The sequence below is a fragment of the Azospirillum sp. B21 genome, from assembly GCF_008364825.1.
Lineage (GTDB): Bacteria > Pseudomonadota > Alphaproteobacteria > Azospirillales > Azospirillaceae > Azospirillum.
In genome coordinates, this window is record NZ_VTTO01000003.1 from 527826 (window position 1) to 541187 (window position 13362).

Here is a 13362-nt window from a genome sequence, read left to right on the forward strand (position 1 = left end):
CAGGGGACTTGCACAGTTTGACGGCGCCGGTTCGGTTTGCGACAGTCCGGACCCGCAAAGCCAATCCGGAGACCGCCCGTGCCGAATCCGCCGGTCATCGATCCAGCCACTCTGACCGCCGAAACCGGCGCTACCGACTACCCGCAGCCCTTCCGGGCGCAGGTGGCCGGGCGGCACCGGGTTGCGCTTGGCGATCCGCTGGGGCTCACCAATTTCGGCGTCAACCTGACCCGGCTGGAACCCGGCGCGTCGTCGGCTCTGCGCCACTGGCACAGCCGTCAGGACGAGTTCGTCTATGTGGTGGAGGGCGAGCTGACCCTGGTCACCGGCGCGGGCGAGACCGTGTTGACCGCCGGCATGTGCGCCGGTTTCCCGCATGGCGTCGCCGATGGGCATCGCCTGATCAACCGCAGCAGCCGGCCGGCAAGCTACCTGGAAGTCGGCGACCGCAGCGGCGGCGATGAGATCGACTATTCCGACGAGGACATGGTCTGGCGCGACGGCGCCTATCACCACCGCGACGGGACGCCTTGGGAATGACGGCCGCCGGCCTGAGTTTGGACCTGACCCTCGTGCTTGGCGGCGCCCGCTCCGGCAAGAGCCGCTATGCCGAGGGGCTGGTGACCGCGCTGGGCGGTCCGCGCGTCTACATCGCCACCTCGCAAATCTGGGACGAGGAGATGGAGGAGCGGGTGGCCAAGCATCGCGACGACCGCGGCCCGGACTGGACGACGGTGGAGGAGCCGCGGGACCTGACCGGTGCGCTCCGCCGCCACGCTGCCGACGGCACCGGCGTGCTGGTCGATTGCCTGACCCTGTGGCTGACCAACCTGATGATGGCGGAGGCCGACATCGGGGCGGAGTCCGCGGCGCTGGTGGACATGCTGCCAGCTCTGCCGGGCCGGGTGGTCCTGGTCTCCAACGAGGTCGGGCTCGGCATCGTGCCTGACAACGCGCTGGCGCGCCGCTTCCGCGACCATGCCGGCCGCCTGCACCAATCAATCGCGGCCGTGGCGCCGCGCGTCGTGCTGACCGTCGCCGGTCTGCCGATGTTCGTGAAGGGAACCCCCGCATGACCGACAACACTGTCGATACCGATGACCTGAACCGCCGCCATGCCGAAAAGATGAAGCGGCGCAAGGCGCTGCAGGAGCGGGCGCTCGCCTCCAAGACGGTGGAGAAGGGACTGCTGATGGTCCACACCGGCAAGGGCAAGGGCAAGTCGACCGCCGCCTTCGGCCTGATGATGCGCGCCGTCGGCCACGGCATGCGCGTGGGCATGGTGCAGTTCGTCAAGGGCGCCTGGTCCACCGGCGAGACGGTGGCGCTTGAACGTTTCGAGGATCTGGTCGATTTCCACACGATGGGCGAGGGCTTCACCTGGGACACCCAGGACCGCGCCCGCGACATCGCCGCCGCCGAGGCCGCCTGGGCCAAGGCGAAGGAACTGATGGCCGACCCGCGCTATCGCCTGATCGTGCTGGACGAGCTGAACATCGTGCTGCGCATGGATTATCTGCCGCTGGAGGAGGTGCTGGCGACCCTGGCCGCCCGGCGGCCGGATCTGCATGTCTGCATCACCGGCCGCAACGCCAAGCCGGAACTGATCGCCGCCGCCGACCTCGTCACCGAGATGACGCTGGTCAAGCACCCGTTCGAGGCCGGGGTGAAGGCCCAGGCCGGCATCGAGTTCTAAAGCCATGCCATCGCGCGCGATCATGCTGCAGGGCACCGGCTCCGACGTCGGCAAGTCGCTGCTGGTGGCGGGACTGTGCCGGGCGCTGGTGCGGCGCGGGCTGACCGTCCGGCCGTTCAAGCCGCAGAACATGTCCAACAACGCCGCGGTGACGGCCGACGGCGGCGAAATCGGACGGGCGCAGGCGCTGCAGGCGCGGGCCTGCGGCGTGGCGCCCAGCGTCCACATGAACCCGGTGCTGCTGAAGCCGCAGTCGGACATCGGCTCCCAGGTGGTGGTGCGCGGCGTGGTGGTGGGCACCGCACGCGCCGCCGACTATCAGGCGCGCAAGCGCGAACTGCTGGGCACCGTCCTGGACAGCTTCGAGCGGCTCCGCGCCGAGGCCGACATCGTGGTGGTGGAGGGCGCCGGCAGCCCGGCAGAGGTCAATCTTCGGGCTGGCGACATCGCCAACATGGGCTTCGCCACCGCCGCCGACGTGCCGGTTCTGCTGGTCGGCGACATAGACCGCGGTGGGGTGATCGCCAGTCTGGTGGGCACCCACGCACTTCTACCGAAATCTGAGCAGGAGCGGATCAAGGGCTTTCTCATCAACAAGTTCCGCGGCGATGTTCGCCTGTTCGATGAAGGGCTGCGGATCATCGAAAGCCACACGGGCTGGCGCGGGTTCGGCGTGGTGCCCTGGCTGAAGGAGGCGGCGACCCTGCCGGCGGAGGATGCCGTTGCGCTCGACCGGCCGCGGGCTGCGGGTGATGGAGCGTTGCGCGTGGCCGTGCCGATGCTGTCGCGGATCGCCAACTTCGACGATTTCGATCCGCTGGCGCAGGAGCCCGGCGTCGCCCTGGCCATGGTACGCCCGGGCCAGCCGCTGCCGGGCGATGCCGATCTGGTGATCCTGCCCGGCACCAAGGCGACCATCGCCGATCTTGCCTTCCTGCGGGCGCAGGGCTGGGACATCGACCTTCTGGCCCATTGGCGGCGCGGCGGCCGCGTGCTGGGGATCTGCGGCGGCTATCAGATGCTGGGGCGGCGGATCGCCGATCCGGACGGCATCGAAGGCCCGCCGGGCGAGGCCGCGGGGCTTGGCCTGCTGGATGTCGAGACGGTGCTGAAAGGCCCGAAGGTGCTGGAGGAAGCCCGCGGGCGTGAGCGCCGCACCGGCGCGGCGGTGGCGGGCTACGAGATGCACATGGGCCGGACCGAAGGACCGGACCGGGCACGGCCGATGCTGGAGCTTGCGGGCGGCGTGACGGACGGCGCGGAGTCGGCCGACGGGCGCGTCGCCGGCTGCTACCTGCACGGGCTTTTCGGCGGCGACGGCTTTCGCGCGGCGTATCTGCAGGCGATGGGCGGCGGGTCGGAGCTGGCCTATGGGGTGGCCGTGGAGCGGGCACTCGACGCGGTCGCGGATCGGCTGGAGAGCGTGGTGGATGTGGACGGGCTACTGGCGGTGGCGGAGAGGGCGTAAGGAAGGCGTTAGACCCCCATCCCACCCAAGCCCTCGGCCGGCCAAAGGCCGGTCCGATCGCAGGGGAGGGATTGAAGCTTTGTCGGCGTATGGCGGCAGTCTCCTCCCCCGACTGGCGGAGAGGATTAAGGTGGGGGGTCTAACTCCGCGTTAGACGTGTGCTACACATTCACCCCCCGCATCCCCTCCGCCGTATAGCGGTCGCCTGCCGCCACGCCCGGCGGCAGAGCATCACTCAGCGCCTTCACCTCCGCATCGGTCAACGTCACCGCGGCGGCGCCGACATTCTCCTCCAGATACTTGATCCGCTTGGTCCCCGGGATCGGCAGGATCTCCGGTCCCTGTGCCAGCAGCCACGCCAGCGCCACTTGCCCCGGCGTGCAGCCCTTCTGCGCCGCCAGGGCCTTCACCTGCTCGACCAGGGCCAGATTGCGGTCGAAGTTATCCCCGGCGAACCGCGGTGCGATTCGGCGGAAGTCGTTTTCGGCGAACTGATCGGGGCTGCTGACGGCACCGGTCAGCATGCCGCGGCCCAGCGGGGCATAGGCGACCAGCGAGATGCCCAACTCCCGGCAGGCCGGCAGAACCGCATCCTCCATGTCGCGGGTCCACAGCGAGTACTCGCTCTGTACGGCGGCGATCGGGTGGACGGTATGAGCACGGCGCAGGGTGGCGGCCGACACCTCCGACAGGCCGAGCGCGCGGACCTTGCCGGCCTTCACGAGATCGGCCATGGCGCCGACCGTCTCCTCCACCGGGATGTCCGGGTTCAGGCGGTGGGCGTAATAGAGGTCGATGGCCTCAACCCCCAGCCGCTTCAGCGAAGCGTCGCAGGCCTGCGCCACATAGGCCGGGCTGGTGTCGATGCGGCGGGCGTATTCGCCGGGTTGGCGGACGATGCCGAACTTCGTGGCAATCACCACCCGGTCGCGCTTGCCGGCCAGGAAGCGGGCCAGAAGCGACTCGTTGTGGCCGCCGCCGTACATGTCGGCGGTGTCGTAATGGGTGACGCCAAGCTCGAACGCCCGCTCCAGCGTGGCGAGCGACTGGGCGTCGTCGGTCGGTCCGTAGAACTCCGACATGCCCATGCAGCCCAGGCCGATTTCGGAAACCGAGAGAATGCTGCCGATGTTGCGCTGTTTCATCGCTTTACCCCTCCCGTGCCGCGGCCGGGCGGATTACCCTGGGAGCCTGCGGCAGCAAATACACTACACGGTGCAGTGTACTTGGTGACCGGTGAATGTCAATGTCTCGGGAGGGGATGCTGTGCGCGGTTCGGCGAAGCGGGATGCGGTGGTGGAGGCGGCGACCCGTGCCTTCCTGACCCATGGGTACGAGGCGTCTTCGATGGACGCAATCGCCGCCGACGCCAACGTGTCCAAGCGCACCGTCTACAATCATTTCCCAGGCAAGCGCGAGCTGTTCCAGGCCGTCGTCTCCGGCCTGTATGAGGGGTTCCACAGTGACGGCGACCAGACCCTTCGCCACGACCAGCCGCCGGAGCAGGCGCTTCCCGCCTTCCTCCGGTCGCTGCTGGTGCATATGGGCCGCCCGGTGGTGCGCGGGCTGCTGCGCCTCGTCATCGCCGAGCATCAGCGCTTTCCCGAGCTGTCGCAGATTTACCTAGAGGGTGGGAAGGGGCAGGCCTATGCGCTGCTCGACGACTATATCGCCGCCCAGCATGCGCGCGGGCGGCTGAACGCCCCCGATCCGCATGTGGCGGCGACCCAGTTGATGGGCGGGCTGAAGGAGGTGCTGTTCTGGCCGACCATGCTGGGACTGCCGGTCACCGCTGATCCGGAGCGGGTGATCGCCGAGTCGGTGGCGGCGCTGGTGCGGGCCTACGGCACGGCGCCGGTCAGCGGTCGCGAAGGTCCGACGGGTTGAGGCCGACAGCGGTGCGGATGCGCCGGGCGAAGTGCGACCGGTTGGAATAGCCGCAGGCCTCCGCCGCCTCCTGCACGCTCAGCCCCTCGCGTTCCAGAAGATCGCGGGCATGGGCGACGCGTTCCTCGACCAGGATGCTGCGGACCGAGCAGCCCTCCTCCGACAGCCGGCGGCGCAGCGTGCCGGTGCTTAGGTTGAGCGCTCCGGCGACGCTGTCCGCCGTCCAGGCGGTATCCGGCCGGGTGCGCAGCAGTTGGCGGACCGCATCGGTGGTGCCGGTCGGTGCGACCGGACCCAGCCACCAGACGCCATCTTCCAGCAGCGCCAGAAGCACCTCCATGCAGCGATGCTCGGCCAGCTTCGGCGGCAGCGGAGGGTCGGCGGTCAGGCCGGCGGCGGCGTGGTGGATGGCGTCGGTCAGGGCCGGCGTCAGGGTGACATGCCAGTCGCCCGGCCGGGCGCGCTGGGTCAGCCCCTCCGTGCCATGGGCGCGCAGCAGGCGCCGGACCATCTCCGCCGGGAACTCCAGCACCAGGGCGCGGTAGCGGCCGGCGGTGCCGGGATCGTTCACCACCGACCCGCACCAGCCCGGCGGCAGCAGCATGGCCGTGCCGGCGGGAAAGTTGCGGGTCGTGCCGGAGGCATCCGTCAGTTCCTTGACGCCCTCCAGCACGGCGATCAAGGCGGTGCGCTCGATCCGCACCTCCGCCAGCCTCTCGCAGTCATGGGCGACGAAGGCCCACAGCTCCGGCCGGTGCGGACGGTCGCCCGCTCCGGGACGTTGGTCACGGGCGACGAAGCGGGACAGGCGGGCGAGGAGGTCTGGACCCATGGCACCATCCTATGGCGGCGGCCGGCAGTCGATCAACGGCCGTAGCGGGCGGTCAGCGTCGCCTTCGTCAGCGTGGCGGCGTTCAGGTTGAAGCCGACCATGGCGCCCGATGCATCGGCCGGCAGGGGCAGGCTGTCCACCTTCAGCGCATGAACGGTGACGACATAGCGATGGGGCGTGTCGCCCTGCGGCGGGCAGGGTCCGCCATAGCCCGTGGTGCCGAAGTCCGTGCGGCTCTGTACCGCGCCGGCAGGCAGCATCGGCTTGGCCGGATCGCCGGCGCCGGCGGGCAGGCTGCGGGTGGCGGCCGGCAGGTTGAACAGCACCCAGTGCCACCAGCCGCTGCCTGTCGGGGCGTCGGGATCATAGATGGTGACGGCGAGGCTCCGGGTGCCGGCCGGCGGTTCGCTCCAGCTCAAGGCCGGTGACCGGTTGCCGCCGCTGCAGCCGAATCCGGCGAAGACGTTGCGCTCCGGGATCGGCGACGCGTCGGTGAAGTCGGGGCTTTGCAACTCGAAGGCGGCGACCGGCGCGGCGGTCAGCAGCAGGGCGGCCAGCATGGCCGGACGGAAGAAGGCGGTCGGGGTCATCGGGGCATCTCCGCTGGGTGCGATGCCCCCGACGATAAAGGGCCGCGGATCGCCCCGCGGCCCCGGTCGGCTCAAAGATGGCCCCGAACTGCTCAGCCTTGCTTGAGCAGCTTCGCGGCGTCCACCGCGCCATAGGTCAGGATCGCGTCGCAGCCGGCGCGCTTGAAGCCCATCAGCGTCTCCAGCAGGGCCTTGTCGTAGTTCAGCCAGCCGTTGGCCGATGCGGCGCGCAGCATCGCGTATTCGCCCGACACGTGATAGGCGAAGGTCGGAACCGCGAACTGGTCCTTCACCCGGCGGATGATGTCGAGATAGGGCAGGCCCGGCTTCACCATCACCATGTCCGCCCCTTCCTGCAGGTCGCAGGCGACCTCGCGCAGGGCCTCGTCGGTGTTGGCGGGGTTCATCTGATAGGTGGTCTTGTCGCCCTTCAGGAAGCCGCCGGAGTTCACCGCGTCGCGGAAGGGGCCGTAGAAGGCCGAGGCATATTTCGCCGCATAGGAGCAGACGCGGGTCAGATGGTAGCCGTCCCGGTCGAGCGCATCGCGGATGGCGCCGATGCGGCCGTCCATCATGTCGGACGGGGCGACGATGTCGACGCCGGCCTCCGCCTGCGACAGGGCTTGGCGGATCAGGACGTCGACGGTCTCGTCATTCTGGATGTAGCCGTCGCGCAGGAGGCCGTCATGGCCGTGGCTGGTGTAGGGGTCCAGCGCCACGTCGCCCAGGATGCCGACTTCCGGCGCCGCCGCCTTGACCGCGCGGATGGCGCGGTTCATCAGGTTGTCCGGGTTGTAGGCCTCCGCCGCGTCCTCCGACTTGCCATCCGAGCCGACGACCGGGAACAGGGCGATGCAGGGAATGCCGAGCGAGCCGGCGGACGCCACCGCTTCGCACAGCAGGTCGATCGTCAGGCGCTCCACGCCCGGCATGGAGGCGACGGGCTCCCGACGATTCTCGCCCTCGATCACGAAGACCGGCCAGATCAGGTCGTCGACGGTCAGCGTGTTCTCGGCGACCAGACGGCGGGTCCAGGCGTCGGCGCGGTTGCGGCGCAGACGGGTGCGCGGGAAGGCGGCGGGGAGGGAGATCGGCATCGGGAAGACCATGCACTTAGAACGAGTGCGGCGATCCTACGCCTTCCCGCATAGTGAACTCAAGCCGTGGGGGCGCCCGCGGTCCTTTGGGATGGGCCGGCAGCCTTGCGCAGGCCTCATGCCCTGTCCCGTTCGTGTCCTCTTGAAAGGCGGTCGGCCGTCTCCCAGGCTGCGGCGACCGGGTCGCCGGTCACGGGACGGAATCCGGTGTCCTGTGCCTGCAGAGTCCAGCGGTGTCCCTGCTTGCGGTAGGTGGACACCAATCCGCCGGTGAAGGCCGCGCCCTCCCACGACCGCACTTCGAAGGTCACGGTCGGCTGTTCGACGGTGATCAGGTTGTAGGCGTTGGTCTCGTTCCGCAGCCGGGTGGAGGTCGCGGTGGAGGCCTGGGCCACCAGGATCGAGCGGGCGATCTGGGTGTGGAAGCTCATGATGTCGCCGGAATAGGCTTTGTGCAGATGGCCTGCCAGCAGCAGGTCGACGCCACAGCTCTCCAGCGCCGGCAGGGCCAGCTTGTGCCGTCCGACCAGTTGGGTCTTCGGCAGGTCCGGCGGCGGCAGGAAGGGGTGGTGGGTGAACAGCACCTTGAACACGGTATCGGGCATGCCGCAGAACACCTCGCGCACGCGGGCGATCTGGTGGCGGTTCATCCGCCCTTCGGAGAAATCCATGATGACCGGACGGGCGGTGTTGATGCCCAGAACGGCTATCTCGTTATCGATATGCAGCGGGCTGAAATCGCTGGTGATGTAGCGCCGGTAATGGCCGAACGGGTCGGTGAAGCGCTTGAACACATTATAGACCGGGATGTCATGGTTCCCCGGTACGGCCATGTAGGGAAAGGGCAATTTCTGCAGGAAGGCTCGTGCCTCCTCGAAGTGGCGTGCTTTCGCCCGCTGCACGAAATCGCCGGAGATGACGATGAGGTCGGGTGCCTGGGCCGTCAGATCGGCCAGCAGGCCGTCGACCACACGGGGGTCGATTCGCCCGAAATGCAGGTCGGAAATGTGAGCGAGCCGTTTCACGCCAGCTTCATCCTTTCTCTCAGCCGGGGGCCAGAACCTTCAGGGCTCCTGGGCGAATCCGGTAGTGAAGCGGTGCGCGCAGCTTCCGGATCTCGCCGTCGTTGACCATCTTCAGGCGATGGCGGCGGCTGTGGACCGTCAGGCTGGTGACCGCATAGGTGTCGAGCGCCTCGTCCTGCTTCCAGGATCCGGCGACCAGCCGTCCCATCAACCGAAGCATCGCGAAGGCGTTCCGTTCGCGGGCGACGTAGACCCCGAGTTTTCCGGCATCCAGCGATTGGCGCGTCAGGACCAGACCGAAGCCGTCATCGTAGACATTGTTGGAGACGACCAGGATCGGCGTGCGCATCCGCTTCGGCCCTTCGCCCCAATCCAGGCGTACGTCCAGCAGCGGCAGCTTGTACAGCGTCTTTGCCAGGGCCAGCGCGGCACCCGGCCATTTCAGCAGCCGGTGCTGCTTGCGCTGGCGTTCCCGCTCCTGCACCACCTGGGGATAAAAGCCCAGAATGGAGCTGTTTGTGTAGGGCTCGCCATTCACCTCGGCGATGTCGATGACGCGAACCCGGCCGGCGGCCAGTGCCTCGGCCGCCGCTTCCAGTTCAAGCGGCATGTGAAGATCGCGTGCCAAGAGATTGAGAGTGCCCAGTGGAATTACCCCGAGCGTTTTGCCAGTGGGCAGCGCCAGCTTCACCGCGCTGTGCAGCGTACCGTCGCCGCCGCCGACCACAACAATCTCGGCGTCCGAGTCCAGCACACGCTGGATCGTCTCCGTGCATTGGGCGCCGTCGACGCTGTGCAGGTCCACCTCGGCGCCACGCCGTTCGAAAGCGGCGCGGATCGCCTGCTTGGCACCGTCCAAGGGGCGGTCGACCAGCGAGCCGGCCTGCTGGTTCAGGATGATACCGACCTTCATGGCTGACCGGCCGGATTGTGAAGCGGCATAGCGTCGAACCTTCTGTGGATCTGCGTCTCGGGGCGGTGCAGAACAGATGAGAGCGTGAGCGCAACGGTCCAAGGGGGGCGAAGTTCCTTATTCGGTTGCGCGGCGGCGCCTATGAACATCCGGCACCGTATGGCCGATTTGACAGGGGCGCAGGCTCCCGTATCATCTGCGGCGGCCGCAAGCTTCGCCCGATGCATCAGGGGGTGACGGAGCAGGTGGCCCGCCACCGCCCGATTTCCAACGATAATCGAGAAAATACAAGACGATGAGCGACGCTGCTGAGATTCTGTTCGAACGCCGGGGCGCGATCGGCCTCGTCACGCTCAACCGGCCGAAGGCCCTGAACGCCCTGACGCTGGGCATGATCAGGCTGTTCGATCCGCAGTTGCGGGCCTGGAATGCCGACCCGGAGGTCAAGGCCGTCGTGATCCGCGGCGCGGGAGAGAAGGCCTTCTGCGCCGGTGGCGACGTCGTCAGCCTGTACGAGGCCGGCAAGGCCGCGAAGGAGGGACGCGGCGACACGGCACCGGTCCGCGCCTTCTTCAGCGAGGAATATGTGCTGAACCGGCTGATCAAGCGGCTGTCCAAGCCCTATGTCGCGCTGATCGACGGCATCTCCATGGGCGGTGGCGTCGGCCTGTCGGTGCATGGCAGCCACCGCATCGTCAGCGAGCGCACCCTGTTCGCCATGCCCGAGACGGGCATCGGCCTCTATCCCGATGTCGGCGGCACCTATTTCCTGCCGCGGCTGCCGGGGCAGGTCGGCATTTGGCTGGGCCTGACCGGCGACCGGCTGAAGGCCGCCGACATGCTGGCGATCGGCGCCGCCGACGCCTTCGTGCCGAGCGGCCAGATCGACGCGCTGGTCGACGATCTGGCGGCCGGCGTCCCGGCGGACGAGGCGGTCGCCGCCCGTCGCGGCGAGGCCGGAGAGGCGTCCGTTGCCGCGATTCGCGCCGCGGTCGACCGCTGCTACGGCTTCGACAGTGTCGAGGCGATCATCAAGGCCCTGGAGGCCGAGGGGACCGAATGGGCGGCCGGGCAGGTCGCCACGTTGCGCCGGGTGTCTCCGACCAGCCTGAAGGTCACGCTGGCCGCCCTGCGCCGCGGAGCCAAGCTGGATTTCGAAGCCTGCATGGTGCAGGAACTCCGCCTCAGCCTCGCCTGCCTTGCCGGGGACGACTTCTACGAAGGCATCCGCGCGGTCCTGGTCGACAAGGACAAGAATCCGAAATGGAAACCGGCCGATCTGGTCGATGTCGGACCGTCCGACGTGGAGCGTCATTTCGCCGAACCCGCGGGCGGCGATCTCGTGTTCCGCGACTGACGCAATGGCTGTGGGAGCGGCCCCGGCGCGGACTTCGGGGCCACTCCGTTCCGGTTATGCCGGAGCCTCCACCCGGTCGAAAACATTCGGATGAGGGCACCCGGCGAAAGGGGCCTGTACAGACTGGTTGTGCCAGACTTTTTCCGGAATTATTAGGATGATTGCCGACGAATGATCGGTTAATCTCGCTTTAAGGTCCCGGTATCGTCCTTGCGCGGGGAACGGCCGGTTAGAGCCAAAGGAGACCGCGGTGCGCAAACCCTATTACGAGAGCATTCTGTTGATCGAGCGGCTTCACCGCCACTTTCTCGAAGTGCTCAAGACCGAACTCGACCGGCTTGGAATCCAGGACATCAACAACGTCCAGAGCCTGATCCTCTACAATATCGGTGAAGACGAGATGACGGTCGGCGAACTGACCGCGCGCGGCTATTACCTGGGTTCCAACGTCTCCTACAACGTCAAGAAGATGGTCGAGAATGGCTATCTCGGACAGGAACGCTCTCCGCACGACCGCCGGTCCGTCCGCGTCCGCCTGTCGGAAAAGGGCCTGGACCTGCGCGAGAAGATCAGCGTCATGTTCGAACGTCATCTGGCCGCCCTGGAAAAGGCCGGTTTCAGCGACGAGGAACTGACCAAGGCGAACGAGACGCTGCGCAAGCTGGAACGCTTCTGGTCGGCCTCGCTCGACTACAGCGGCTTTCCGATGACGTCTGCGGCCTGAGAAAAGCCCGGATTTGCGACGGCCCCCGCGGTTCCGGCTCCCGCGGGCGGCATCCAGGCACGCTTCCCATTCCTGTGCGCTCCTGCGTGGATTAGGGCGCTCTCGGTAGAAAACCGACAGGACGAAGTCAGGGAAGCAAAGCCGAACGAGCCGGCATCTTCGCAATCTTTCCGCAGTGTTCCATTTTTGTCGCTGAACCCTTCAACGTCTTTTCGCGTTGACGGGATTCGGTTCCTGCACGCCCGGACGATGTCCCGACAGCAGACCGTGTCGGGGGCATTTACTGGAACAGGCGGCGCATGTCCTACATCGTCCTCATGGTTGGGCTCGGTTTCCTGATCCTCTTGGTGGCCTGGCTGCCGATGGTGCTGAAGGAACTGCCGCTGTCGCTGCCGATCATCTGCGTGGCGCTGGGATTTGCGGTCTTCAGTCTTCTGCGGCTGGACAATCCGGAGCCGCTGGCCTTCCCGGAGGCGACGGAGAGGCTGACGGAACTGATCGTCATCATCTCGCTGATGGGCGCAGGGCTGAAGCTGGACCGCCGCATCGGCTGGCGGCGCTGGATCATCACATGGCGGCTGCTGGGCATCACCATGCCGCTGTCGATCCTGATGATCTCCTTGATCGGCTGGTACTGGCTGGATTTCCCGCTAGCGGCGTCCATCCTGCTGGGGGCGGCGCTGGCCCCCACCGATCCGGTTCTCGCCTCCGACATCCAGGTCGGCCCGCCCCAATCGGGGGAGGAGGACGAGATCCGCTTCAGCCTCACGTCGGAAGCCGGGCTGAATGACGGGCTGGCCTTTCCCTTCGTCTATCTCGCCATCGGCGTCGCCCTGCTCAACAACAACCCGCCCTGGGACATGCTGACGCATTGGGCATTGCTTGACGTCCTTTGGCGGCTGGCCGCCGGAGTCGGCGTCGGCTGGCTGGTCGGGCGGTTCCTCGGCTATGTCACCTTCAGGGTGCCGAATCGCGCCAACCTGTCGCGGACCGGCGACGGCTTCGTATCGCTCGGCATCACGCTGATCGCCTATGGGGTGACCGAACTGGCCAGCGGCTATGGCTTCGTCGCCGTGTTCGTCGCAGCGGTGGCTCTGCGCGATGCCGAGCGGGACAGCGAGTATCACGAGCGGCTGCATGACTTCGTCGAGCAGACCGAGCGGCTGATGATGATGCTGATGCTCGTGCTGTTCGGCGGCACGCTCGCCCATGGGCTGATCGACGCGCTGTCCTGGAGCGCGGTCGGTGCGGCCGTGGTGATCCTGTTCCTGGTGCGACCGGTGGCGGGGATGGCCGGGCTGGCCGGCGTGCCGATGCCGTTGGGGGAGAAGCTGGCCATCGGCTTCTTCGGCATCCGCGGCATGGGCAGCATCTATTACGTCGCCTACGCCTTGAACACCGCAGAGTTCGACGTCCCGAACGCATTGTGGGCGGTGACCGGGCTGATCGTGCTTCTCTCGATTCTCGTCCACGGCACGACGGTGACGCCGATCATGCGGCGGATCGACCGGCGCCGGCAGGGCCTGGAGCCGCCCCCGGTCGCCGCCATACACCCCCGAATGGAAAAAGCGGGTGTTTCGCCCGACCCTTGATGAAAATTGTTTGTGAGGCTGAAATTCCGCTTCGCTTACAACGTGATGCCCCTGCATAGTGGTTGGGAAGCGGCGGCGCGGATGGCAGGACGGTTCCGGAAAACCGGGCGGATCGGCCGGCGCGACCGCGCGGGGAGGCCGCCTGACGAACCGGTCCGGCAAGTCTCCAGAAACCACGCGC

General features: G+C 67.5%; 14 protein-coding genes. 8 read left to right on the forward strand and 6 right to left on the reverse strand.

All coding sequences use genetic code 11. The features are described 5' to 3' along the window. Positions 1–78 precede the first annotated feature (78 nt). The 4 genes from FZ983_RS10685 to FZ983_RS10700 are packed head-to-tail and all read left to right on the forward strand — an operon-like array spanning position 79 to position 3164. Positions 79–540 carry a cupin domain-containing protein gene (locus tag FZ983_RS10685; RefSeq protein ID WP_149223528.1) on the forward strand — a complete coding sequence of 154 codons (462 nt, stop codon included), beginning with the start codon at positions 79–81 and terminating at the stop codon, positions 538–540. Further along, positions 537–1076 (forward strand): bifunctional adenosylcobinamide kinase/adenosylcobinamide-phosphate guanylyltransferase, encoded by a 540-nt coding sequence (cobU, locus tag FZ983_RS10690; RefSeq protein ID WP_149223529.1) that lies wholly within the window; start codon positions 537–539, stop codon positions 1074–1076. The genes FZ983_RS10685 and cobU overlap by 4 nt, the downstream gene beginning before the upstream one ends. Then, on the forward strand, positions 1073–1696 hold the full coding sequence (cobO, locus tag FZ983_RS10695; RefSeq protein WP_149223530.1) for a cob(I)yrinic acid a,c-diamide adenosyltransferase: 624 nt from the start codon (positions 1073–1075) through the stop codon (positions 1694–1696). Before cobU ends, cobO begins: the two co-directional genes overlap by 4 nt. Before the next feature lie 4 nt (positions 1697–1700). Then, the gene (locus tag FZ983_RS10700; RefSeq protein ID WP_149223531.1) at positions 1701–3164 is read left to right on the forward strand and encodes a cobyric acid synthase; all 1464 of its coding nucleotides are present in this window, start codon (positions 1701–1703) and stop codon (positions 3162–3164) included. Positions 3165–3325: 161 nt separating this feature from the next. Here FZ983_RS10700 and FZ983_RS10705 read toward each other — a convergent pair whose 3' ends face one another. Continuing rightward, positions 3326–4309: an aldo/keto reductase gene (locus tag FZ983_RS10705; protein WP_149223532.1), complete on the reverse strand. Its 984-nt coding sequence runs from the start codon at positions 4307–4309 to the stop codon at positions 3326–3328. Positions 4310–4430: 121 nt separating this feature from the next. Here FZ983_RS10705 and FZ983_RS10710 point away from each other — a divergent pair, with 121 nt between their 5' ends. Then, the gene (locus tag FZ983_RS10710; protein ID WP_247883705.1) at positions 4431–5051 is read left to right on the forward strand and encodes a TetR/AcrR family transcriptional regulator; all 621 of its coding nucleotides are present in this window, start codon (positions 4431–4433) and stop codon (positions 5049–5051) included. Here FZ983_RS10710 and FZ983_RS10715 read toward each other — a convergent pair. The 5 genes from FZ983_RS10715 to FZ983_RS10735 all read right to left on the reverse strand — a co-directional run bounded on the left by FZ983_RS10715 (position 5023) and on the right by FZ983_RS10735 (position 9508). Continuing rightward, a complete protein-coding gene (locus tag FZ983_RS10715; protein WP_149223534.1) occupies positions 5023–5883 on the reverse strand; it encodes a helix-turn-helix transcriptional regulator in 861 nt (286 codons plus the stop codon). The genes FZ983_RS10710 and FZ983_RS10715 overlap by 29 nt on opposite strands. Before the next feature lie 32 nt (positions 5884–5915). Next, positions 5916–6473: a YbhB/YbcL family Raf kinase inhibitor-like protein gene (locus FZ983_RS10720; RefSeq protein WP_149223535.1), complete on the reverse strand. Its 558-nt coding sequence runs from the start codon at positions 6471–6473 to the stop codon at positions 5916–5918. Positions 6474–6565: 92 nt separating this feature from the next. Next, positions 6566–7570, reverse strand: a complete 1005-nt coding sequence (gene hemB / locus FZ983_RS10725) for a porphobilinogen synthase (RefSeq protein ID WP_247883706.1) — start codon at positions 7568–7570, stop codon at positions 6566–6568. A gap of 116 nt (positions 7571–7686) precedes the next feature. Next, positions 7687–8595 (reverse strand): metallophosphoesterase, encoded by a 909-nt coding sequence (locus tag FZ983_RS10730; RefSeq protein ID WP_149223537.1) that lies wholly within the window; start codon positions 8593–8595, stop codon positions 7687–7689. Between the two features lie 19 nt (positions 8596–8614). Next, positions 8615–9508 carry a diacylglycerol kinase family protein gene (locus tag FZ983_RS10735; protein ID WP_149223538.1) on the reverse strand — a complete coding sequence of 298 codons (894 nt, stop codon included), beginning with the start codon at positions 9506–9508 and terminating at the stop codon, positions 8615–8617. 295 nt (positions 9509–9803) lie between these two features. Between FZ983_RS10735 and FZ983_RS10740 the strand changes: the two genes are divergently transcribed. The 3 genes from FZ983_RS10740 (at position 9804) to FZ983_RS10750 (ending at position 13181) form a co-directional block, all read left to right on the forward strand. Next, positions 9804–10865, forward strand: a complete 1062-nt coding sequence (locus FZ983_RS10740; protein WP_149223539.1) for an enoyl-CoA hydratase/isomerase family protein — start codon at positions 9804–9806, stop codon at positions 10863–10865. 250 nt (positions 10866–11115) lie between these two features. Continuing rightward, positions 11116–11589: a MarR family winged helix-turn-helix transcriptional regulator gene (locus tag FZ983_RS10745; protein ID WP_012974024.1), complete on the forward strand. Its 474-nt coding sequence runs from the start codon at positions 11116–11118 to the stop codon at positions 11587–11589. Positions 11590–11888: 299 nt separating this feature from the next. Then, positions 11889–13181, forward strand: coding sequence for a cation:proton antiporter (locus FZ983_RS10750; RefSeq protein WP_149223540.1), 1293 nt, complete (start codon positions 11889–11891; stop codon positions 13179–13181). Positions 13182–13362: the final 181 nt, after the last annotated feature.

What these genes read in the sequence shown, in the direction of transcription:
- FZ983_RS10720 (WP_149223535.1), bottom strand. Translation starts at nt 6,473, where the DNA reads ATGACCCCGACCGCCTTCTTCCGTCCGGCCATGCTGGCCGCCCTGCTG.
- FZ983_RS10700 (WP_149223531.1), top strand. Translation starts at nt 1,701, where the DNA reads ATGCCATCGCGCGCGATCATGCTGCAGGGCACCGGCTCCGACGTCGGC.
- cobU (WP_149223529.1), top strand. Translation starts at nt 537, where the DNA reads ATGACGGCCGCCGGCCTGAGTTTGGACCTGACCCTCGTGCTTGGCGGC.
- FZ983_RS10735 (WP_149223538.1), bottom strand. Translation starts at nt 9,508, where the DNA reads ATGAAGGTCGGTATCATCCTGAACCAGCAGGCCGGCTCGCTGGTCGAC.
- FZ983_RS10715 (WP_149223534.1), bottom strand. Translation starts at nt 5,883, where the DNA reads ATGGGTCCAGACCTCCTCGCCCGCCTGTCCCGCTTCGTCGCCCGTGAC.
- FZ983_RS10750 (WP_149223540.1), top strand. Translation starts at nt 11,889, where the DNA reads ATGTCCTACATCGTCCTCATGGTTGGGCTCGGTTTCCTGATCCTCTTG.
- FZ983_RS10740 (WP_149223539.1), top strand. Translation starts at nt 9,804, where the DNA reads ATGAGCGACGCTGCTGAGATTCTGTTCGAACGCCGGGGCGCGATCGGC.
- FZ983_RS10705 (WP_149223532.1), bottom strand. Translation starts at nt 4,309, where the DNA reads ATGAAACAGCGCAACATCGGCAGCATTCTCTCGGTTTCCGAAATCGGC.
- hemB (WP_247883706.1), bottom strand. Translation starts at nt 7,570, where the DNA reads ATGCCGATCTCCCTCCCCGCCGCCTTCCCGCGCACCCGTCTGCGCCGC.
- cobO (WP_149223530.1), top strand. Translation starts at nt 1,073, where the DNA reads ATGACCGACAACACTGTCGATACCGATGACCTGAACCGCCGCCATGCC.